Source organism: Pantoea sp. F_5, from assembly GCF_008631595.1.
Lineage (GTDB): Bacteria > Pseudomonadota > Gammaproteobacteria > Enterobacterales > Enterobacteriaceae > Pantoea > Pantoea gossypiicola.
The window spans coordinates 144,519-166,129 of record NZ_VWUO01000011.1 but is presented as its reverse complement, the minus strand read 5'-3'; the positions used below and the strand labels follow the sequence as shown (position 1 = coordinate 166,129).

At 57.4% G+C, this 21,611-nt stretch carries 22 protein-coding genes, 2 tRNA genes and 2 rRNA genes; 17 read left to right on the top strand and 9 right to left on the bottom strand.

What is annotated here, in order from left to right:
* The 3 genes from F3I44_RS16090 to F3I44_RS16080 form a co-directional block, all read left to right on the top strand.
* Positions 1-350: ribosomal RNA gene (locus F3I44_RS16090) — 23S ribosomal RNA — on the top strand; the annotation flags it as partial.
* Between the two features lie 99 nt (positions 351-449).
* Positions 450-565 (top strand): 5S ribosomal RNA (gene rrf, locus F3I44_RS16085).
* 87 nt (positions 566-652) lie between these two features.
* Positions 653-729: transfer RNA gene (locus F3I44_RS16080), tRNA-Asp, on the top strand.
* 144 nt (positions 730-873) lie between these two features.
* Here F3I44_RS16080 and yafC read toward each other — a convergent pair.
* Complete coding sequence (gene yafC, locus F3I44_RS16075) at positions 874-1,776, bottom strand: DNA-binding transcriptional regulator YafC (RefSeq protein ID WP_150012948.1); 903 nt, start codon at positions 1,774-1,776, stop codon at positions 874-876.
* Between the two features lie 261 nt (positions 1,777-2,037).
* On the opposite strand from yafC, the gene F3I44_RS16070 reads away from it, so the two are divergent.
* Positions 2,038-2,829 (top strand): endonuclease/exonuclease/phosphatase family protein, encoded by a 792-nt coding sequence (locus F3I44_RS16070; RefSeq protein ID WP_033732016.1) that lies wholly within the window; start codon positions 2,038-2,040, stop codon positions 2,827-2,829.
* 96 nt (positions 2,830-2,925) lie between these two features.
* Here the strand turns inward: F3I44_RS16070 and mltD are convergent, their stop codons facing one another.
* Both mltD and gloB read right to left on the bottom strand, forming a co-directional pair.
* On the bottom strand, positions 2,926-4,302 hold the full coding sequence (mltD, locus tag F3I44_RS16065) for a murein transglycosylase D (protein WP_013356866.1): 1,377 nt from the start codon (positions 4,300-4,302) through the stop codon (positions 2,926-2,928).
* A gap of 71 nt (positions 4,303-4,373) precedes the next feature.
* The gene (gene gloB, locus F3I44_RS16060) at positions 4,374-5,129 is read right to left on the bottom strand and encodes a hydroxyacylglutathione hydrolase (RefSeq protein WP_150013179.1); all 756 of its coding nucleotides are present in this window, start codon (positions 5,127-5,129) and stop codon (positions 4,374-4,376) included.
* Positions 5,130-5,171: 42 nt separating this feature from the next.
* On the opposite strand from gloB, the gene F3I44_RS16055 reads away from it, so the two are divergent.
* On the top strand, positions 5,172-5,909 hold the full coding sequence (locus F3I44_RS16055; RefSeq protein WP_150012952.1) for a class I SAM-dependent methyltransferase: 738 nt from the start codon (positions 5,172-5,174) through the stop codon (positions 5,907-5,909).
* On the opposite strand, the gene rnhA is transcribed toward F3I44_RS16055, so the two are convergent.
* Positions 5,891-6,358 (bottom strand): ribonuclease HI, encoded by a 468-nt coding sequence (gene rnhA, locus F3I44_RS16050; protein WP_150012954.1) that lies wholly within the window; start codon positions 6,356-6,358, stop codon positions 5,891-5,893. The two genes, F3I44_RS16055 and rnhA, sit on opposite strands and share 19 nt — an antisense overlap.
* A gap of 51 nt (positions 6,359-6,409) precedes the next feature.
* Here rnhA and dnaQ point away from each other — a divergent pair, with 51 nt between their 5' ends.
* Together dnaQ and F3I44_RS16040 are read left to right on the top strand one after the other, a co-directional pair.
* Positions 6,410-7,141, top strand: coding sequence for a DNA polymerase III subunit epsilon (gene dnaQ / locus F3I44_RS16045; RefSeq protein WP_150012956.1), 732 nt, complete (start codon positions 6,410-6,412; stop codon positions 7,139-7,141).
* Between the two features lie 134 nt (positions 7,142-7,275).
* Positions 7,276-7,352, top strand: a tRNA-Asp gene (locus F3I44_RS16040).
* Positions 7,353-7,401: 49 nt separating this feature from the next.
* On the opposite strand, the gene F3I44_RS16035 is transcribed toward F3I44_RS16040, so the two are convergent.
* Positions 7,402-8,910: an NCS1 family nucleobase:cation symporter-1 gene (locus F3I44_RS16035; protein WP_150019484.1), complete on the bottom strand. Its 1,509-nt coding sequence runs from the start codon at positions 8,908-8,910 to the stop codon at positions 7,402-7,404.
* A 144-nt stretch (positions 8,911-9,054) separates the two neighbouring features.
* Between F3I44_RS16035 and F3I44_RS16030 the strand changes: the two genes are divergently transcribed.
* Genes F3I44_RS16030 through puuE form a run of 3 tightly spaced genes read left to right on the top strand, consistent with a single transcriptional unit; the run spans position 9,055 to position 11,493 of the window.
* Entirely contained in the window at positions 9,055-9,777 is a 723-nt protein-coding gene (locus F3I44_RS16030) for a GntR family transcriptional regulator (protein ID WP_150019483.1), read from the top strand.
* On the top strand, positions 9,774-10,505 hold the full coding sequence (gene hpxA, locus F3I44_RS16025) for an allantoin racemase (protein WP_150012962.1): 732 nt from the start codon (positions 9,774-9,776) through the stop codon (positions 10,503-10,505). The genes F3I44_RS16030 and hpxA overlap by 4 nt, the downstream gene beginning before the upstream one ends.
* Before the next feature lie 34 nt (positions 10,506-10,539).
* A complete protein-coding gene (gene puuE, locus F3I44_RS16020; protein WP_150012964.1) occupies positions 10,540-11,493 on the top strand; it encodes an allantoinase PuuE in 954 nt (317 codons plus the stop codon).
* Between the two features lie 51 nt (positions 11,494-11,544).
* On the opposite strand, the gene hpxZ is transcribed toward puuE, so the two are convergent.
* The 4 genes from hpxZ to F3I44_RS16000 are packed head-to-tail and all read right to left on the bottom strand — an operon-like array spanning position 11,545 to position 15,100.
* The gene (gene hpxZ, locus F3I44_RS16015) at positions 11,545-11,925 is read right to left on the bottom strand and encodes an oxalurate catabolism protein HpxZ (protein ID WP_150012966.1); all 381 of its coding nucleotides are present in this window, start codon (positions 11,923-11,925) and stop codon (positions 11,545-11,547) included.
* Positions 11,925-13,322, bottom strand: coding sequence for an AtzE family amidohydrolase (locus F3I44_RS16010; protein ID WP_150012968.1), 1,398 nt, complete (start codon positions 13,320-13,322; stop codon positions 11,925-11,927). Before F3I44_RS16010 ends, hpxZ begins: the two co-directional genes overlap by 1 nt.
* The gene (hpxX, locus tag F3I44_RS16005) at positions 13,319-13,501 is read right to left on the bottom strand and encodes an oxalurate catabolism protein HpxX (protein WP_150012970.1); all 183 of its coding nucleotides are present in this window, start codon (positions 13,499-13,501) and stop codon (positions 13,319-13,321) included. The genes F3I44_RS16010 and hpxX overlap by 4 nt, the downstream gene beginning before the upstream one ends.
* Positions 13,502-13,513: 12 nt before the next feature.
* Positions 13,514-15,100, bottom strand: a complete 1,587-nt coding sequence (locus tag F3I44_RS16000; protein WP_150012972.1) for a gamma-glutamyltransferase family protein — start codon at positions 15,098-15,100, stop codon at positions 13,514-13,516.
* Between the two features lie 138 nt (positions 15,101-15,238).
* Here F3I44_RS16000 and hpxU point away from each other — a divergent pair, with 138 nt between their 5' ends.
* From hpxU to hpxK, 7 genes are all read left to right on the top strand, one after another.
* Positions 15,239-16,078, top strand: a complete 840-nt coding sequence (gene hpxU, locus F3I44_RS15995) for a MurR/RpiR family transcriptional regulator HpxU (protein ID WP_150012974.1) — start codon at positions 15,239-15,241, stop codon at positions 16,076-16,078.
* Positions 16,079-16,269: 191 nt separating this feature from the next.
* Complete coding sequence (locus F3I44_RS15990) at positions 16,270-17,055, top strand: transporter substrate-binding domain-containing protein (RefSeq protein ID WP_150012976.1); 786 nt, start codon at positions 16,270-16,272, stop codon at positions 17,053-17,055.
* A gap of 10 nt (positions 17,056-17,065) precedes the next feature.
* Positions 17,066-17,734, top strand: coding sequence for an amino acid ABC transporter permease (locus F3I44_RS15985; protein ID WP_150012978.1), 669 nt, complete (start codon positions 17,066-17,068; stop codon positions 17,732-17,734).
* Positions 17,734-18,390, top strand: a complete 657-nt coding sequence (locus F3I44_RS15980; RefSeq protein ID WP_190285956.1) for an amino acid ABC transporter permease — start codon at positions 17,734-17,736, stop codon at positions 18,388-18,390. The genes F3I44_RS15985 and F3I44_RS15980 overlap by 1 nt, the downstream gene beginning before the upstream one ends.
* Positions 18,371-19,102 carry an amino acid ABC transporter ATP-binding protein gene (locus F3I44_RS15975; RefSeq protein WP_061061686.1) on the top strand — a complete coding sequence of 244 codons (732 nt, stop codon included), beginning with the start codon at positions 18,371-18,373 and terminating at the stop codon, positions 19,100-19,102. Before F3I44_RS15980 ends, F3I44_RS15975 begins: the two co-directional genes overlap by 20 nt.
* 21 nt (positions 19,103-19,123) lie before the next feature.
* The gene (locus F3I44_RS15970; RefSeq protein WP_150012980.1) at positions 19,124-20,359 is read left to right on the top strand and encodes an alanine--glyoxylate aminotransferase family protein; all 1,236 of its coding nucleotides are present in this window, start codon (positions 19,124-19,126) and stop codon (positions 20,357-20,359) included.
* Positions 20,356-21,609, top strand: coding sequence for an allantoate amidohydrolase (hpxK, locus tag F3I44_RS15965; RefSeq protein WP_150012982.1), 1,254 nt, complete (start codon positions 20,356-20,358; stop codon positions 21,607-21,609). The genes F3I44_RS15970 and hpxK overlap by 4 nt, the downstream gene beginning before the upstream one ends.
* The last annotated feature ends 2 nt before the right edge of the window (positions 21,610-21,611 follow it).

Sequence of the window (21,611 nt, the reverse complement as noted above, 5' to 3'; positions counted from 1 at the left end):
TCGCCGTTTAAAGTGGTACGCGAGCTGGGTTTAGAACGTCGTGAGACAGTTCGGTCCCTATCTGCCGTGGGCGCTGGAGAATTGAGGGGGGTTGCTCCTAGTACGAGAGGACCGGAGTGAACGCACCACTGGTGTTCGGGTTGTCATGCCAATGGCACTGCCCGGTAGCTAAGTGCGGAAAAGATAAGTGCTGAAAGCATCTAAGCACGAAACTTGCCCCGAGATGAGTTCTCCCTGACCCCTTGAGGGTCCTGAAGGGACGTTGAAGACGACGACGTTGATAGGCCGGGTGTGTAAGCGCAGCGATGCGTTGAGCTAACCGGTACTAATGACCCGTGAGGCTTAACCTTACAACGCCAGAGGCGTTTTTGAGAGACAGATTTTCAGCTTATTCCGGATAAAGCATCTGCGGGAGCGAAGATTTTTTTCGTTCCGTGCACCAAGATTTGCCTGGCGGCTTTAGCGCGGTGGTCCCACCTGACCCCATGCCGAACTCAGAAGTGAAACGCCGTAGCGCCGATGGTAGTGTGGGGCCTCCCCATGCGAGAGTAGGGAACTGCCAGGCATCAAATTTGTTCCTTTTCCTCTGACAGGGAAAATAACGGGAACAGACGGTTATCAGCCGGTTGCTGATAAGCGTGAAAGAATCGGTGGAGCGGTAGTTCAGTTGGTTAGAATACCTGCCTGTCACGCAGGGGGTCGCGGGTTCGAGCCCCGTCCGTTCCGCCACTTAATTGGAAAGCCCTGACTTAACGGTCAGGGCTTTTTCCATTTCAGCAAATTCATGGCGGATAAAATATCCGCGCTGATTATCTTCGATCTCCAGGATCAGACGGTAGCAACAGACCCCGAGAAGGCCTGCTCTTATAGACCTCACGTACGCCACGGCTGCTCAGCTGTCCACTCACTGAGAAAATCGATAAAAGCCCGCACACGCTGGCTTACGCCGATATCGCTGTAGTAGACCGCATTGAAGGGCATCTCGACCGGCAGACGCTGATCGGCCAGTACTTCCACCAGTGATCCTTCCGCGACCTCACGATCAATCATATAGTCCGACAGACACGCAATCCCATTGCCGGTAAGACAGAGCTGCTTAATTGTCTCTCCGCTATTCGAAGAGATAGCCCAGTCAATGTCATAGAGTTCGCCGCTTTCACGTGCAATGGGCCAGCGATTGAGCCTCGGGGATTCTTCGAAGCCAAGACAATGATGGTTATCCAGATCGGTCACCTTTTGTGGTACCCCATGCTCACGGAGATAGGCAGGAGAGGCGACAACCTTGCGAAAACTGTTGAACAGCAATCTGGCGCGTAGTGTTGAGTCCGTGAGATTGCCGGCACGAATCGCAATATCCACTTTCCGTTCAATCAGATTGATAAAACTCTCTGAGGAGATCAACGAAAGAGTCACCCCGGGATAGCGCTGGCGAAAGGGCTTAACCATTGGCATCAGCAAATGCAGAATAACCGGTGTCGCGGCATCAACGCGCAGTAACCCTTTAGGCTCCTGTAGGCTTTCCATTAAATCGCTTTCTGCGGTAGTCATCTCCTGCAAAAAACGCTGAACATGGCGGAAATAGCGTTCGCCTTCCTGCGTCAGTGCCAGCTGTCGCGTGGTTCGGGTTAGCAGAGCAATGCCCAGCTTGTTTTCCAGTTTTTTTATGGTTCTGCTAACGGCAGAATTCGCCATCTGCAACTGCTCAGCAGCGCGGCTGAAACTTCCACTCTCTACTACACTGACAAACACTTTGAGTTCGTCAGAAGATGCCTTCATTCTTCCTCCCTGTCATGTCGTAGATATTTAGCTATTTTATGAACGATTATACTGGCCTAACCCGTACAGGCGTCCTCAATGATGACACCGTTGATGTGGTTAGGTTCTGCCTCGTTTAGCTTAGCGAGCTTAAAGTAACTCCTTTATTCTGGAAAAGCGTGATGAATTCTGACATTCACCTGCATCCATTGAAACGCCGGTCTAGAATCCCTATAACAGACAGGTGTTAACTGTATTTTGAATTATCAGCCAGGCGGGAAAGTGCGCAAAAAAACTTATGCAATGCGATATGTAGCAGGACAACCAGTGGAGCAGATCTTTCCACCTGGCGCGATGCTCCATCTCGGCCAGGCACTGCCACCCGGCGCACCGTTGCCCGCGCATCCAAATCTTAAAGTTCTGGTATGGAATATCTTCAAGCAACAGCGTGCAGACTGGATGTCAGTGCTGGAAGGATTTGGTAAGGATGCGCATCTGGTGTTACTGCAGGAAGCGCAGACCACACCTGAACTGGTGCAGTTTGCCACCAGTAATTATCTGGCTGCCGATCAGGTGCCTGCCTTTGTGCTGCCTCAGCATCCCTCTGGCGTGATGACCCTCGCCTCTGCCCATCCTGTCTATTGTTGCCCCTTACGCGAGCGTGAGCCTCTGCTGAGGCTGTCAAAATCAGCGCTGGTTACGGCCTATCCTCTGCCAGCGGGAGAAATGCTGATGGTGGTTAACATCCATGCGGTTAACTTCAGTCTGGGTGTGGACGTCTACAGTAAACAGCTGGGGCCTATCGGCGAGCAGATCATGCATCATCAGGGACCGGTAATCATGGCAGGGGATTTCAATGCCTGGAGCCGTCAGCGCATCAATGCGCTCTACCGGTTTGCACAGCGGATGAAGCTGGAAGAGGTGATGTTTACGGCCGATCACCGCCGCAAAGCATTTGGTCGCCCGCTGGATTTCGTCTTCTATCGCGATCTCAGAGTGAGCGAGGCATCCGTACTGGTGACGCGCGCTTCCGATCATAACCCCTTACTGGTGGAGTTCAGTTCAGGCGGCTAATCCTGCGCCGGGCCGGGGAGGTATGTTGGTGTGAGGCCTGAATAGCGGCAGATGAATAAATGAAAAAGGCTGACAAATGTCAGCCTTTTCAACGTATCAGGTATCCGGTGTTGCGTTATTATTCACAAACAGCGTTAAGTTATCGCCGGGTTGAATATCTTTCGCACTGTCCAGCACACTGTTCCAGCGCATCACGTCTTTGATATTGACGCCGTGATGACGGGCAATACTGTCAAGAGAATCACCCTTACGAACACGGTAGGTGATGCTGTTGCCGTTATCAGCCAGTCGGGTACCGTTCGAACCGATGGTCAGTGTCTGACCCGGTCGGATATCAGCACCGCGCAGGTTGTTTTCCTGCTTCAGTGTCGAGACGCTAACGCCAAGTTTAGCGGCGATACCAGAAAGCGTATCACCCCGTCGCACTTTGTACCCGCCACTCGCGCTGGCTTTCGCAAGCTGCACAGGCTGTACCGCTGCGATGTCACCTGAGGCCAGTGAGTTACGCAATTTCGCGACGTTCGACTTTGGCACCATAATATAGTGCGGGCCGTTTGGCGCTGTTGCACCGCCTTTGTAGCCGGTATTGAAGCTCTTCAGTTTCGTGAGCGACATACCTGCCATTTCGGCAGCCTGCGTCAGCTGTATCTGCTGACCCACTTCCACTCGTGCCAGAGCACGACTTTCATTGGGTGTCGGCAGTTTGATACCGTAACGCTTGTTATTTTTAAGCAGTTCACTCAGCGCTAACATTTTAGGCACATACACGGTCGTTTCGCGTGGCAGCGATAAATGCCAGAAGTCAGTCGGCTTACCGCGCGCCTTATTCTGTTTAATCGCTTTGAGCACCCGTCCTTCACCACTGTTGTAGGCAGCGATGGTCAGTAACCAGTCACCGTCAAACATGGTATTAAGACGCTGCATCATATCCAGCGCAACTTTCGTGGATGCGACAACATCACGTCGCCCATCGTAATACTGGTTTTGTTTTAAACCATAGTTTCGACCTGTAGCTGCAACAATCTGCCAGATACCAGCGGCATTGGCGGATGAGGTTGCGCGAGGGTCAAAAGCGCTCTCCACTATGGGTAGCAGTACCAGTTCCATCGGCATTTTACGTTTCTGTATCTGCTCGACTATCCAGTACATGTACGGCTCTGCCCGTAATGTTACATCGTGGAGATAGCTCTTATTTTTTAAAAATTTACTTTTTTGTTCGCGGATTGCCGGGTTTTCCGGAATCCCCATCTTCAACTCGTCACTAATGAAACTCCAGAGATCTGCGTCTGCTGCGAGGCCAGTTCCATCTTCCTGCCATCGCGGCGACAAAAACTCGTCTCCGTACTTTCCATTTTCACCTTGACCAGCTGAAGACAGACTCTGTGCATGCTGTTCGGGGATATTGGCATCGTTCCTGGACGCCTGACATCCTACCAGCAAGACTGAGGCGAGTAAGATCGCTTTAGCCTTCATGTGTGTGTCAATAGTTCGCTTAAAAGACGAGCAACTATACGTGACGACTTTTCACAACACAACCCGAAAAATCAAAAAACGTCTTTCTTCTCGCGTAGAACGGCAAATGTCCGCCATACTGGTTCATCAGTAATATTAACGTTTAATGCCCTTTTCAAATCAATGTCTTGCGTACGAAGAAATAAATTTATTGACCGTTCGTGCGCCAGTTTTGTTGGCAAAGTAATGCCATTTTCGGCGCGTAAGTCCTTAATTTTCTGGTATTCGGCTGTTATTTGCGGGTCATGGGGCAGAATAGCCGCAGCAAACTTCAGATTGGATAAAGTATATTCATGTGCGCAACAGACTAACGTCTCACCCGGGAGCTGGTTAAGCTTTTGAAAGGAATCATACATCTGCTCTGGGGTGCCTTCGAAAAGGCGTCCGCAGCCGCCTGAAAAGAGAGTGTCGCCACAGAAAAGATAAGGTGAGCTGTAATATGAGATATGTCCTAAAGTGTGACCAGGTGTATGGATCACTTCAAAGGTCAGGCCCAGTACGGTGACTTTATCCCCTTCGCTGACTATCGTTCTGGCCCCTTTCGCTTCGGTTTCCTGAGGACCGTAAACCTCCAGGTGAGGAAAATGTTCACATAATGTTTTCACGCCGCCCGTATGGTCGTTATGGTGGTGAGTCAACAGAATGGCGACTGGCTGCCAGCCGTTTGACGCCATTTTTTCTAACACTGGCTGAGCTTCGCCGGGGTCGACGATCAGGCAGTTACCCTCATCATCATTCAGCGTCCAGATGTAATTGTCCTGCAACGCAGGAATACTGGTAAGATTCATCATCACCTCTCGCAGGTCGTAGGAAAAGGAAGAGCGTAAAGCATGAAGCCCGCTAAATCACGCCAGGTTCTGAACGCACCGCTGTCCTGGCGCAATATGCCGTGGGGAGATTATTTCCGCGACGCGCTAACGCAGCAGCTTCAGCCCTACCTCGGAAAGCTTTATGGCTTTCATATGCTTAAGCTTGGCAACCTCAGCGCAGAAATCAACACTGAAAACTGTGCTATTTCACATCAGGTCAATGTGGGCAGTGAAGGCGAGCTGTTACAGGTGCGGGCTGATCCGATGCAGTTGCCGTTTGAGTCGAAGTCGATTGATGCCTGTCTGCTGGCCCATACGCTCGCCTGGAGTCAGGATCCTCACCGGGTTTTACGCGAAGTGGACAGGGTGTTAATCGATGATGGCTGGATGATCATCAGCGGCTTCAATCCTTTCAGCCTGCTTGGTGTGAGTAAAATGGTACCGGGATTAACCCGTAAAGCCCCCTGGAGCGGGCGGATGTTCAGCCAGATGCGATTGCTCGACTGGCTGGGACTACTGAATTATGAGGTGGTCTACCGCACCCGATTTCAGGTGCTGCCATGGCATCAGCAGGGCGGGAAATTGATCAGCGCCCACTTACCGGCGCTGGGATGTCTGAATATTGTAGTGGCGCGCAAGCGAACCTTCCCGCTGCTGCCGACCCGGGCAAAGAAGAGCCTGAGCACCAGCAAGATCCGCCAGACGGTCAATGCCACGCGTCAGTTTCGCAAGGCAGAGGATCAGGACTCGGCTTTATAACCGATATCCTCAAAGGCAGGATTTTCCGCCGCGCTGCGGGCCAGCACGTCGCAGCGCTCGTTTTCCGGGTGTCCGGCATGCCCTTTAACCCACTCCCACTGAATCTTATGGGTGCTGAGGGCTAAGTCGAGACGCTGCCAGAGATCGACATTCTTCACCGGCTTTTTATCGGCGGTTTTCCAGCCACGCTTTTTCCAGTTGTGGATCCAGCTGGTAATGCCCTGACGCACATACTGACTGTCGGTGCTGAGCACCACATCGCACGGCTGGGTCAGCGCTTCAAGCGAGACAATCGCCGCCATCAGCTCCATCCGGTTGTTAGTGGTAAGGCGATAGCCCGCGCTGAAGGTTTTCTCATGCTGACCGTAGCGTAAAATCGCCCCGTAACCGCCGGGACCGGGATTTCCAAGACAGGATCCATCGGTGAATATCTCTACCTGTTTGCGCATCTCTGGTAGACTTCCTCTCAAAAGCGCCAAGTCTGACATAAAACGGGTCTTATGAGCACTGTAAATAACCGCCAGATCGTTCTCGATACTGAAACCACCGGCATGAATGTGATCGGGGTACATTATGAGGGGCACCGCATCATTGAGATTGGTGCGGTGGAGGTGATTAACCGTCGCCTGACCGGTAACAATTTCCATATGTATCTCAAGCCCGATCGGCTGGTCGATCCCGAAGCCTTTGGCGTACACGGTATTGCCGATGAGTTCCTGGCCGACAAGCCCGCCTTCAGCGAAATAGCCGATGAGTTTCTCGACTACATTCGCGGTGCCGAATTAGTCATTCATAACGCGCCGTTTGATATCGGCTTTATGGACTATGAATTTTCAAAGCTGAACCGTGGCATTGAGAAAACTGAAACCTTCTGCAAAATTACCGACAGCCTGGCACTGGCGCGTCGTATGTTCCCCGGCAAGCGTAACAGCCTGGATGCGCTCTGCTCACGTTACGAAATAGACAACACCAAACGAACCCTGCACGGCGCACTGCTCGATGCCGAAATTCTGGCAGACGTGTTCCTGACTATGACCGGCGGGCAGACCTCACTCTCCTTTTTATCGGAGAGTGAAAGCGCCCGTCAGGCGCAGGGAGAGAGCATTCAGCGCATCGTGCGTCCCGCTTCTGCACTACGTGTGGTGACGGCCAGCGAAGAAGAGGTTGTTGCTCATGAGTCCCGTCTGGATCTGGTGATGAAAAAAGGCGGCAGCTGCCTGTGGCGCGGCTGAAGGGCCTGTTTTTGTGGATAAAATCAGCGCCAAGCTGAAAAAAACAGCAAACGATTCATTCACCTGGAAAAAGCGTTGACGCCGTAACGGCCTGCCATTACTATGCGCCTCGTTCCCGACGGGGAACAAAGCGCGGAGCGGTAGTTCAGTTGGTTAGAATACCTGCCTGTCACGCAGGGGGTCGCGGGTTCGAGCCCCGTCCGTTCCGCCAATCTCTTTAAAAAAGCCGATTCAGAAATGAATCGGCTTTTTGCTGTCTGCTATTCAGCGGCGGCTTGCTTCTTCTGCGCCATTCCCTCGCTATGCCAGCAGGTCACATCCTCCGCCTCACGATCTTCACGGGCGATAAAGCGATAGCAGCCTGCCGCCAGACCGGCACCAATAAACCAGCTGAAGTTCGCCACCTGATGCAGGGAAGGGATAAAGCTAATCACCAGGCAAATTGCCACCGACGGCAGCAGCGCGCCAATCGCTTTGGGGTTAAAGCCACCGCGATACCAGTAACGGCCTGCTGGCGTATCGTTAAACAGATCGTCGACCGAGATGCGTCCACGTTTGATCAGATAGAAATCGGTCAGCAGAATCCCGAACAGCGGCCCGATAAAGGAGCCCAGCACATCCAGCGTGTAATGAATCAGCTCAGGCGACTGGAACAGGTTCCACGGCGTTAACAGCACGGAACCCACGGCGGCGATCATGCCACCGGTGCGGAAGCTGATTTTCTGCGGTGAACAGTTGGAGAAGTCAAAAGCAGGTGAAACGAAGTTCGCCACGATATTGATGCCGATGGTGGCAGTAATCATGGTCAGCAGGCCAATCGCCACGGCCAGATCGTTGCCGACCATGCTCACGGTTTCGATGGGATCGGTAATCATTTTGCCAAACAGCGACTGCGTACCTGACACAATTACCACCGTCACCACAGAGAACAGCAGGAAGTTGAACGGCAGGCCCCAGCGGTTGCCACGACGGATCTCTGACATGCTTTTGCCGTAGCGAGAGAAATCACCAAAATTCAGTAGCGGCCCGGAGAAGTAGGAGACCACCAGCGCCGTGGCCGTAATCATCTGCCACGTCTGCTCGCCTGCGGTCAGTGATTTGCTGGCAAGGGTAAAGGAGATCCCATCGAAGCCGGTCTTGTATACAATCCAGCCCGCCAGAGCCACCATCACCACATAGACCGCCGGACCTGCAACGTCGATAAAACGTTTAATCGCGTTCATGCCGTGCCAGAACACCATCGCCTGCAGTAACCACATCACCCCGAAGCAGCACCAGCCCAGCAGCGACAGGCCCAGCCAGTGCGGCACGGTCATTGACGTCAGCGACGGCGCGAACTTCAGCAGCACCAGCATCAGGGCATTCGCCGCCAGATAAGTCTGGATGCCATACCACGCGAACGCGATCAGCCCGCGGATTACTGCCGGAATATTGGCACCAAACACGCCAAACGCCTGACGGCAAATCACCGCATAAGGTACGCCTGCCATCTGGCTCGGTTTCGCCACCAGATTCGCACAGAGCTGCACGATGCAGATCCCGGCCAGCAGGCAGAGCAGCACCTGCCAGCTGGCTAATCCCAGCGTGAAGAAGCTGGCGGCCACCACATAGCCGCCCATGCTGTGAACATCGGACATCCAGAAAGAGAAAATGTTGTACCACGACCAGTTCTGATCGCGTGTCGGTACCAGGTCGTCGTTACAGAGCCGTGGGCTGTAACGGGCACTGGCTTCAGAGGCCGTGCTGACCACCGTTGATTGATTTGGCATGAAACCTGCTCCTTTACCCGAGAGTGAAATGAATAATCTGGTAAAACGGTATTGCAGGATTCAGGCCAGAACTCTTTTCTTGTATACAATTTTTAATTTTCACGTATACGATATGTGGCACACAGTGAGTGACCGGAGCAGGTAATGACGAGTAAAACAGGCCAGCGAGACGCCACCAGGCTGCAGGATAAGGATGAAGGGATCTACCAGGCGTTGATGAATGCCATTGTTGAGCACCAGCTGCCGCCGGGCAGCAAATTACCGGAAGAGGCCCTTTCCGGAGTCTTTGGCGTGAGCCGCACCGGCATCCGCAAAGTGCTGCAGCGCCTCGCGGCGGTGCAGATGGTGACGCTGACGCCCAAACGTGGTGCGCAGGTGGCGACACCCGGAGTTGAAGAGGCGCGGGACATCTTTTCTACCCGCAGTTTAATGGAGTGCGCCAATCTGCCCGCGGTAGTGGCGCATCTGCAGCCGCCTCATCTGGTGGCGCTGGAGCAGCTCATCGCGCAGGAGAACCAGGCGCTTGCGGATCAGGATGGTCCGGCAGCGATCCGGCTCTCTGCGGCATTTCATATCCAGCTGCAGGCGATCTCTGGCAATCAGGTGCTTACCGGCATGGTGACCAGCCTGACGCAGCGCTCGTCGCTGGTGATTGCCGCTTATGGCGCGCCGTGGCAGCGCGGCTGCCGCTGTGACGATCACGCGAATCTGCTGAAGTTACTGCGCGCACGTGCGCTGGAGCCGCTGACCCACGCGCTACAGCATCACTTTGAGCACGTTGTCTCCAGCCTGCACTTTGAGCGCAGCGGGGAAACGCTGCCCGATTTCTCCCGACTGTTTGCCACAGGCTCTGGAGCTGCCTTATGAGCCTGATTCAGGTGATTAACCCTAACACCAGCCTGGCGATGACCGAAACCATCGGTCAGGCCGCCCGTGCGGTCGCTGCACCGGGCACCGAAATTCTGGCCGTTTCGCCATCGCAGGGCGTGCCTTCCATTGAAGGACACTTTGATGAAGCAATCGCCGCCATCGGCGTGCTGGAGCAGATCAGGCTCGGCAGGGAGCAGGGCGTCAGCGGCCACGTCATTGCCTGCTTTGGCGATCCGGGTCTGCTGGCGGCACGCGAGCTGGCCAGCGGACCCGTGATCGGCATTGCGGAAGCGGCGATGCATACCGCCACGCTGCTGGCGACGCGTTTCTCCATTGTCACCACGCTGCCGCGCACGCTGGTGATTGCGCGTCATCTGCTGCAGCAGTATGGCTTTACGCATCACTGTGCAGCATTGCACGCCATCGATCTGCCGGTTCTGGCGCTGGAAGATGGCAGCGGCCTGGCGCAGGAGAAAGTGCGGGAACGCTGTATTCAGGCGAAACGGGAAGATGGCAGCGGGGCAATTGTGCTGGGCTGTGGCGGAATGGCGACGCTGGCCGCCTCGCTGACCCAGGAGCTGGGCCTGCCGGTGATCGATGGTGTCAGTGCGGCGGTAAAAATGGTGGAGTCGCTGGTGGCGCTTGGCTTTGGCACCAGTAAACATGGCGATCTGGCCTGGCCTTTGCAGAAACCGCTCTCAGGTGCGTTTCAGCATCTAAACTAACGGAACTTTCCAGACAGAAGACAGGAAGCGAGTAATGACTGACGCTGCAGAGAAGAAAGAGTACAGCTTTAACAAAAACTATCCGCGCGATTTGATCGGTTATGGCGCTCATCCGCCGCACGCCGCCTGGCCCAATAACGCCCGTGTGGCGGTGCAGTTTGTTCTGAACTATGAAGAGGGCGCAGAAAACAGCGTGCTGCACGGCGATGCCGGCTCCGAGCAGTTCCTCTCCGACATCATCGGTGCCGCCAGCTATGCCGACCGTCATATGTCGATGGAGTCACTCTATGAGTACGGATCACGCGCCGGTTTCTGGCGCATTCACAATGAGTTTCAAAAGCGCGGTCTGCCGCTAACCGTGTTTGGTGTGGCGATGGCGCTGGCGCGTCACCCGGAAGTCGTCGAGGCGATTAAACAGGCAGACTATGATGTGGTCAGTCACGGCTGGCGCTGGATCCACTATCAGGGCGTGGATGCGAAAACTGAACGTCAGCATATGCAGCAGGCGGTGGATGTGCTGACTGATCTGTTTGGGAAAGCCCCAACCGGCTGGTATACCGGACGTGACAGTCCGAACACGCGCCGGCTGGTGGTGGAGCAGGGCGGCTTCAGCTACGACAGCGACTACTACGGCGACGACCTGCCGTTCTGGACCCAGGTTACCTGTCAGGATGGCACGGTTAAGCCGCACCTGATTATTCCCTACACCCTGGAGTGCAATGACATGCGCTTTGCCTCGCCGCAGGGATTTAACACCGCCGAGCAGTTCTTCACCTACCTGCGCGACAGTTTCGATGTGCTGTATGAAGAGGGAGAGACCGCGCCGAAGATGATGTCGATCGGGATGCACTGTCGTCTGCTGGGGCGTCCGGGCAAATTCCGTGCGCTACAGAACTTTCTCGACCACATTCAGCAGCATAACGACGTCTGGATCTGTACCCGCCAGCAGATCGCCGATCACTGGATCACGACGCATCCGGCACCGTAAGCCGGTTACGGTGCGTCGCCTCGCTCAGGCCAGGCGACGCACCTGAGATAATCAGCTCATCAGACTGACCTGCGCCGCCACGATGCACCAGCCGTGGGGCATGCGCACCCAGGTCTGCTGCTGACGGCCGATTTTATCACTGCCGGCACGGGTAAATTCGGTGCTGCAGACCGCATAATCCTCACCGAAGGTGGTAATCACGGTGTTGCGCAGCGTCCGGTTCAGCCCGGCTGAAGGGCGGGCAGCACGGAAGGCGCGAATCTCATCGATGCCATATAAATTTTCACCCGCCCCGAGGCGCACGGTGCGCGGGTCGTGCCAGAACAGGGCATCCAGTTCGTCCACATCATTGCTGACCAGCGCCTGCTCGTAGCGATAAAACTGCGCCGTCACCTCGCTGAGCACCTGCGGTAAATTAATCTCTCTGTTCATCAGGCTCCTGCCATATTCATTTGCGGTATCGTAATGCCCTGTTGTTCCAGTGACCAGGCGGCACGTAACACTGCCTCTTCGTTAAACGGACGGGCGATAAGCTGTAAGCCAATCGGCAGGCCGCTCCGGGTCGCCAGTGGCACGGTACAGACCGGCAAGCCCAGGAAGGAGATGGGCTGCGTCAGCATCCCCATGCTCGCTTTGGCGGGCAGCGATTCACCCTGAATCGACAGCGTCTGCTGGCCGATCGTGATCGCGCTGCAGGGGGTTGCCGGGGCGATCAGTACATCGAAATGATCAAACAGCGGTAACACCTGCTGCTGGAAGTGGCGACGGAAGCGCTGCGCCTGCACATACCAGGCGCCTGGCATCATGGCACCCGCCAGCAGACGCTCGCGTGAGTTTGGTTCAAACTGCTCCGGCATCTGACGCAAGGCAGGCAGATAGTGGTTGCCGCCCTCTGCGGCGGTCATGATAAACGCTGCTGAGCGGGCCAGCTCAGCGTCCGGCATCAGCACCTCTTCCTGGGCCTCCAGCGCGGCTGCGACCACCGCGACTGCAGCGCGGGCGTCATCATCGCACCAGTGGGAAAAAAAGCCGCCCAGCACGGCGCAGCGTAATCCTTCGCTGCCTTGTGACAGCCCCGGCAGCGTCGCGGCCACCGTACGATCGGCCTGAAACGCATCGGCGGGGTCTGCGCCCTGCAGCAGGTCATAAACCAGCGCCAGGTCTTCCACCCGCCGGGCCAGCGGCCCGATATGGTCAAGGCTGGCGACAAACGGATGGCTGCCGCTGCGTGACAGACGGCCAAAGGTGGGCTTAAGGCCAAAAATACCGCACAGCGACGCGGGCACCCGAATCGAACCGTTGGTGTCGGTACCGAGCGAAAAGTGAACCAGCCCGGCGGCCACGGCGGCGGCCGAACCGCCTGACGAGCCGCCCGCCACGCGGCTGAGATCGCGCGGATTGTGGGTCGCACCATAGTGGCTGTTCTCGGTGGTAAAACCGTAAGCATAGGCATCCATGTTCAGCATACCCGACAGCAGCGCACCGGCGTGACGCAGTTTATCAACGGCGAACGCGTCTGACTGTGCTGCAGGGCGATCGCGGAACAGGCTGGCACCGGCCAGCGTGCTGTGACCCGCCACATCAAACAGATTTTTCACCGCATAAGGAATGCCCGCCAGCGGTGGCAGCGTTTCGCCGCGCTGCCGCTGTGCATCAATCGCGCGGGCCTCTTTTAACATGCGCGGCCCGGTGACTTCCGTCCAGGCATTCAACGCCGGGTTGTGCTGCTCAACCGCCTGCAGCGTGTGCTTCGCCACCTCCAGTGCGCTAATCTCACCCTGCTGGATCGCCCGTTGCAGCGTCTGAATTGAAACATCACCTAATCTCATGCCTGATATACTCCTGCGACTTCCAGCCGGTCATCCAGCGGAAACGCCATCAGCGGCGCAGCCATTTCCGCAATGCGTGAAAGCTGGATCAGCAGCTCAGCGCGGCGGGCCTCATCCAGTTCCAGTTGCAGGATCTGCTCCATATGGCCGATATAACGGGTCCACTCTTGTTGATTCATGATTCGCTCCTGTTAAAAACCGGCGGCGCTGCCGTTACTGCGTGGGTCGCTTGCGCCCTCAAACATGCCGTTACTGTGGCGCACAATCGCGCCCGCATGACCTACGGATTCGCTGAAGTCCGGCAGCCGTTCTACCTCATGTCCCCACTCACGTAACTGCGCGACGGTTTCAGCGGAAAAGCGGCCTTCCAGTTTTAGCGAGTCTGACGATTGCCCCCAGGTCCGGCCCAGCAGCCAGCGCGGCGCACTGACCGCCTGCTGTAACGGCAGGCCCTGAATCACATGGCGGGTGAAAATTGCCGCCTGGGTCTGCGGCTGCCCATCTCCGCCCATCGCGCCATACACCATTGTCCGGCCATCTTTCAGCCGCGCGGCGGCAGGATTGAGGGTATGAAACGGCTGCTTACCGGGCGCGAGCGCCAGCAGATGGTCAGGGTCGAGGCTGAACGCAGCGCCCCGGTTCTGCCAGGTGATGCCCGTGCCGGGCAGCACCACACCGCTGCCAAACTCGTGGTAAATGCTCTGAATAAAGGAAACAGCCAGGCCGCTGCTGTCCATCACGCCCATCCAGACTGTATCGCCCGGTCCGCGTCCGTTGCCCCAGGCGGCGGCCTCGCCATCGGCGATCTGGCTGGCGAGCGTATCAAGATGATCGCTATCCAGCAGCGCCTGCACATCTTCGGTAACGTGACGCGGATCGGTGATGTGTTTGTCGCGCAGCGCAAAGGCTTTTTTGGTGGCTTCCACGATGCGGTGCACCGTCTGCGCGTCGTCAGCCTCCGTCATCTCCAGCCGATCGGTGATGCCGAGGATTGCCAGCGACACCATCCCCTGCGTCGGCGGAGCGATATTCCAGATGTCGCCTTCGCTGTGGGCGAGATGCAAGGGTGTCGTGCGTCGTGCGCGATGCTGTTGCAGATCGGCCAGCGTCACCGGCATGCCCAGCGTCGCCATCTCGTCGGCCATATGGTGAGCCAGCGGGCCGCGATAAAAGCTGTCGAGTCCCGCTTCGGTGAGCTGGCTCAGGGTGTTCGCCAGCGCGGGCTGGGTAAAACGGCTGCCCGGCTGCGGCACATCGCCGTCGGGCATAAAATGGGCACGAAAGCCGGGCTGATGCTGCAGCTCACTCAGGAAGTTCGTGGTCGCGGCGGTCTGTGAGGCGGTTACCGGAATCCCGTCGGCGGCGTAGCGAATCGCATCCCGCAGCAGACGGGCCAGCGGCAGCGGCGGGGTGCCCATCTCTGCAGAGAGCGTCAGCGCCTCCTGCCAGCCGCTGACCGTACCGGCCACGGTCAGCGCCGCTTTCGGCCCGCGATGTGGGATTGTCGGGTGATCGGCGTAAAAATCGCGGTGAGCCAGGGAACCGGCGGCACCGCTGGCGTCGATAGCAACAGGGTCGCCGCCGGGCGGCAGAATCAGCCAGAAGCCATCGCCGCCCAGCCCGTTCATGTGCGGATAGACCACAGCGATAGTCGCGGCCGCGGCCACCATCGCTTCAATGGCATTACCGCCATCACGTAGCACCGCGAGCGCACTTTCACTCGCCAGATGGTGTGGCGTCACCGCCATCCCCTGCGGGGCCATATTGCTTTGAATCATCTTTTTCTCGTTCTTTGGGTGACAGAACCCATAACAAAGCAAGAGCTGTTCCAGTTTTCATGCTCAGCTGACAATGCGTCGGTTAACCTGGCGTAAATTGTGCTAGCTTCTGCTGAAACAAAAGTTACAGGACGCCCTATGAAACAGCTTGATGAACGACTCAGAAGTCACTATCCCCAGCTCTCTCCACAGGAGCAGCGCATCGCCGACTTCGTGTTTGACCATTTCGATGACCTGATAAGTTACAACAGCGCCGAACTGGCGCGTCTTAGTGGCGTGTCGAAAGCCACGGTCAGTCGACTGTTCAAGCGTCTCGGCTATGAGAAGTACAAGGATATGCGTGATGAGCTTCGCATCCTGCGCCAGAGCGGTATGCCGCTGACCGATAACCGGGATGCGGTGCAGGGCAACACGCTGCTGGCGCGCCACTACAAGCAGGAGATGGCAAACCTGACGCAGTGGGTAAACAGCCTGGATGCGCGGCACTTTAACGAGGTGATTCAGCAGCTGGCGCAGGCTAAACGTGTCTTTATCATCGGCATGCGCAACGCCTATCCGGTGGCGCTGCATCTGCGACAGCAGCTGGTGCAGGCGCGTTCGCAGGTGCATATCCTCCCGCAGCCGGGCCAGACGCTGGCTGAGGAGCTGGTGGATATTACGCCGGACGACATGGTGATCGTGATGGCGTTTCGCCGTCGTCCCCGCATCATCCGCCCGCTGATGCAGCAGCTGCAGGCTGCCGGTATCCCGCTGCTGGCGCTGTGTGAGCCGCAGGCGCAGACGGTGATTGCGCTCGCACGCTGGCAGCTCTGTACGCCGCTGGATAGCGTCTCCGCCTTCGACAGCTACAGTGCTGCCATGAGTCTGGTTAACCTGATCGCTAATGCGCTGCTGCATGAAATGCTGGCACAGGGACGCCAGCGGATTCATCAGATCGCCGACCTTTACCAGCAGTTTGACGAACTGGAGCACCGTTAACAGGCACCGTTTTGGTGCTTTGCCCCATTTCAGAACATCCCCTTCATGGCGTAGTCGTCCCGATTACGCCCGATTTCTGCTGAACTCTCTGCCGTTTAACCCTTTTTCTGTTGCCGTCCGTATTGGCACATTAGTTGCAGATTCCATGTCAAAGAATCTTTTGTTTCACGTTAATCTCACCGGGGTGCATAATGAAAAAAGTTTTGATGGCGGTTGCGACAGCGGCATTACTGATGGCTCAGGCGGGTAGCGCGCTGGCCGATCAACTGCAGGATATCCAGAAGCGCGGCGTCATCCGCGTCGCCGTGCCGCAGGACTTCCCGCCGTTTGGTTCGGTCGGCACGGACCTGCAGCCGCAGGGGTATGACATCGACACGGCAAAATATCTGGCGAAGCAGATGAAACTTAAGTTGCAGCTGGTGCCGGTCAGCAGCGCCAACCGCGTGCCTTATCTGCAAACCGACAAGGTCGATCTGGTTATCTCCAGCATGGGTAAAAACGCCGAGCGTGAGAAAGTGATCGACTTCACCCGCGCCTATGCGCCGTTCTTCCTGGGCGTCTTCGGTCCGAAGGGCGATGAGATCAAAGCAGCGTCGGCTCTGAGCGGCAAGTCGATTGGCGTCACGCGCGGTGCGGTAGAAGATATGGTGCTGAGCGAAGTGGCTCCGAAAGATGCGCAGGTGAAACGCTACGAAGATAACAACACCACGTTGTCTGCTTATCTCTCAGGTCAGGTGCAGTATGTCGCGACTGGTAACCTGGTCGTCGCTGCGATTGCGCGCCAGAATCCGGCTAAAGCGCCCGTCGCGCAGTTCATGCTGAAAGATTCACCCTGCTATATCGGCCTGAAGAAAGATGAGCCTGCGCTGAAAGCGAAAGTGAATGCGCTGATTGAGCAAGGCATTAAGGACGGCACGCTGAATAAACTCTCTGAACAGTGGCTGAAAGCACCGCTGCCTGCGAACCTCGGCGCCTGAGGACGGATTCATGACCGGGCAACTTAACTTTCCCGCCCTGTGGCCTTACTGGCCGGAGCTGCTCTCCGGTCTGTGGGTCACCATCCAGCTGACGGTGCTGGCGACAACCGGTGGTGTGGCGCTCGGCATTGCGGGTGCCGCGCTGCGCAGCGGCAAACCGAGCTGGATGAGCCACCTGTGGGGCATCTATGTCGAGCTGATCCGCAATACGCCGTTTGTGGTGCAACTGTTCTTTATCGTTTTCGGTCTGCCTGCACTGGGGCTAAAACTCACTGCGGGTGAGGCGGCGCTGCTGGCAATGCTGATCAACCTCGGTGCCTACAGCACCGAGATTATCCGCGCCGGGATTCAGGTGACACCGAAAGGACAGTGGGAAGCAGGCCGGGTGCTGGGATTAACCCGCAGCCAGACGTTTCTACGGGTCGTGCTGCCGCCCGCACTGCAGCGCATTTATCCGGCGCTGGTGAGTCAGTGCATCATCGTGATGCTGGGCTCATCGGTGGTGTCGCAGGTCTCCTATGAAGAGCTGACTTTCGCCGCCAACCTGATCCAGTCGCGCACCTTCTTAAGTTTTGAGGTCTATCTGGTGACCACGCTGATCTACCTGGCGTTGTCGATAGCGATGCGCCATCTGCTGCTGGCGATTGGCCGTAAATGGTTTGGAGTGCAGGCATCATGATGACGACCTTTACCGACTGGGACATCCTGCGCAACCTGCTGCTGGCGGCGCGCTGGACCCTGTTACTGTCGCTGGTGGCCTTTGTCGGCGGGACGCTGGTGACGCTGCCGCTGCTGTTTCTGCGGCTGCTGCAGCGTAAGTGGCTGACGCGCCTGATACGCGGTTACACCGCGCTGTTTCAGGGCACGCCGCTGCTGATGCAGCTGTTCCTGGCGTTTTTCGGCGTTGGTCTGTTCGGCATTGATGTCGCCCCCTGGACCGCTGCCTCGCTGGCGCTGACCTTCTACACCAGCGCCTTTCTGGTGGACATCTGGTACGGCAGCATCCGCGCCCTGCCGAAAGGGCAGTGGGAAGCGTCGCGCTGCCTCGGCCTGACCTTTGGTCAGACGCTGTGGCGGGTGGTGGCACCGCAGGCTATCCGCATCGGTATCGCCCCGACGGTGGGATTCGCCGTGCAGGTGATCAAGGGCACCGCGCTGGCGTCGATTATCGGATTCATCGAGCTGACCAAGGCGGGCACCATTCTCAACAACGTCACCTATCAGCCGTTTAAAGTCTTTGGGCTGGTGGCGCTGGGCTACTTCCTGATGTGTTATCCGCTGTCTCGCTACAGCCAGTATCTGGAGAAAAAATTCAATGCCGCTCATCACCATTAATCAGGTGCAAAAATATTACGGCGACAACCATGTGTTGAAAGGCGTGGATCTGGATATCGACATGGGCGAGGTGATCTCGATCATCGGTCGCAGCGGATCGGGTAAAAGCACGCTGCTGCGCTGCATGAACGGGCTGGAAGGCTATCAGGAGGGCAGCATCAAGCTCGGCGGGATGACCATCACCGATCGCGATTCGCAGGCGCGTGAAATCAGCCGCTCGGTCGGGATGGTGTTTCAGAGCTTCAACTTGTTCCCGCACATGACGGCGCTGGAGAACGTCATGCTGGCACCGCGCCGCGTGCTGAAGAAAAGCGAGGCCGAGTGCCGGGCGCTGGCTGCGCAGATGCTGGAGAAGGTCGGGCTGGGCGAACGCCTTAACTACTATCCTGCCAGCCTCTCCGGCGGTCAGCAGCAGCGCGTGGCGATCGCCCGTGCGCTGGCGATGACGCCGAAAGTTTTACTCTGTGATGAGATCACCTCCGCGCTCGATCCTGAACTGGTGGGCGAAGTGCTCAAGGTTCTGGAACAGCTGGCGGCAGAGGGCATGACGCTGATCCTTGTCACCCATGAAATGAACTTCGCCCGCGACGTGGGCGATCGTGTGGTCTTTATGCATCAGGGGCGCGTCTGGGAGCAGGGCGACAGTAAAACGCTGTTCGCCCAGCCGCAGACGCCGGAGCTGAAGCAGTTTATTTCTTCGGTTCGTCTCTGAGTTTTAGAAAAGGAAATGATGATGGATATAACACAATTCCCGCAACTCAATCCGCCACAGCGTCTGCTGATGGGACCGGGGCCGATCAACGCCGATCCCCGCGTGCTGCGCGCCATGTCGAGTCAGCTGCTGGGCCAGTACGATCCTGCGATGACCCACTACATGAACGAAGTGATGGCGCTCTATCGCGGCGTGTTCCGCACTGAAAACCGCTGGACGCTGCTGATCGATGGCACGTCACGTGCCGGTATCGAAGCGATTCTGCTGTCGTCTATTCGCCCTGGCGACAAAGTGCTGGTACCGGTATTTGGCCGTTTCGGTCATCTGCTGTGCGAAATTGCCCGCCGCTGTCGTGCGGACGTTCACACCATTGAAGTGCCATGGGGCGAAGTCTTTACCCCGGACCAGATTGAAGATGCGATCAAAAAAGTGCGACCGCGCCTGCTGCTGACCGTGCAGGGCGACACCTCGACCACCATGCTGCAACCGCTTGAGCAGTTGGGCGCAATCTGCAAACAGTATGGCGTGCTGTTCTACACCGATGCGACTGCCTCGCTGGCGGGTAACGCGCTGGAAACGGACGCCTGGGGCCTGGATGCCGTGTCGGCGGGGATGCAGAAATGCCTGGGCGGTCCATCGGGCACATCTCCGGTCACCCTGAGCGTAGAGATGGAAGCCGTGATCCGCAAACGCAAATGCGTAGAGCAGGGGATCCGCACCGAAGCGCATCAGGATGGCGAAGAGGAGATGATCTACTCCAACTATTTTGACCTCGGCATGATCATGGATTACTGGGGCCCGGAGCGGCTCAACCATCACACCGAAGCGACCAGTGCGCTGTTTGGCGCGCGCGAGTGCGCCCGTCTGATCCTGCAGGAGGGGCTGGATAACGGCATCGCCCGTCACAAGCTGCACGGTGAAGCGATGCTGAAAGGCATTCAGGGGATGGGGCTGGAGACCTTCGGCGACCTGAAAAACAAAATGAACAACGTGCTGGGTGTGATGATACCTACAGGCGTGAATGGCGATCAGGTGCGCAAGCTGATGCTGGAAGATTTTGGCATTGAGATTGGCACCTCGTTTGGTCCGCTGCATGGCAAGGTGTGGCGCATCGGCACCATGGGCTACAACGCGCGTAAAGATTGCGTGATGCAGACCCTGTCGGCGCTGGAAACGGTGCTGACCTACGTTGGCTATCGCACGCCGCAGGGTGCCGCCGCGCAGGCCGCGTGGGATCACTACGGGAGCCACGCATGATGATGAGCGCCAGCGAAGCCCAGGTCGCGGCACAGCGCGTGATGGCGCGCTGCGATACGCTGGCCGCGATCAGCGAAACGGCTGAGGGGCTGACCCGCGTCTACCTCTCGCCAGAACATCTGCGCGCTAACGCCTGCGTTGGTGAGTGGATGCAGGCGGCAGGAATGCAGGTGTGGCAGGATGCGGTCGGCAATATCTGTGGGCGCTACGAGGCAGCAGAAGCGGGTGCGCCTGCGTTGCTGCTCGGCTCGCATCTCGACACGGTGCGCAACGCCGGGCGCTATGATGGGATGCTGGGCGTGCTCAGCGCCATTGAAACCGTGCAGTGGCTTAACGAACATCAGTGCCGCCTGCCGCTGGCGATTGAGGTGATTGGCTTCGGCGACGAAGAGGGTACCCGTTTTGGCATTACGCTGCTCGGCAGTCGGGGTATTACCGGCAGCTGGCCGCAAAGCTGGGTGACCCATCCTGACGGCAACGGTATCACCGTGGCGCAGGCGATGGCGGATGTGGGTCTCGACAGCAATCATGTCCAGGCGGCTGCACGGCGGGTTGAAGATATCGTCGGGTATCTTGAGCTGCACATTGAGCAGGGTCCCTGCCTGGAGCAGGAAGATCTGGCGCTGGGCGTAGTGACGGCGATTAACGGTGCGCGCCGCCTCAACTGCCGTTTCAGTGGTGAAGCGGGCCATGCGGGCACCGTGCCGATGACCCATCGTAAAGATGCGCTGGCGGCGGCGGCCGAGTGGATGGTATTTATTGAGCAGACCACCCGTGAGCAGGACCCGCAGCTGGTCGCCACCGTCGGCACGATTAACTGTGCGCCGGGTGCGGTGAATGTCATCCCCGGCGAGCTGTCGCTGTCGCTGGACGTGCGTGGTCCGCTGGACACGCCGCTGGAGACGCTGCTCTCCAGCCTGTTAACCCAGGCAGAGGCGATTGCGCTTCGCCGTGGACTTCGCTTCGAGTCTAACGAATATTATCGCATCGGTGCCACTGCCTGTGACTCTGCGCTGCAACAGGCGCTGAGCCATGCGGTGGAAACGGTGCAGGGTCGCAGCCTGTCGCTGCCGAGCGGTGCCGGACACGACGCTATCGCCATCGCTGAGCGCTGGCCGGTAGGCATGCTATTTGTGCGTAACCATCGCGGCATCAGCCACCATCCGGCGGAGTCTGTAGCGGTGGAAGATGTGGCACCTGCGCTGCAGGCCTATTTGCAGGCGGTCTCGCTGATTGCCGGACGGAGCTGAAC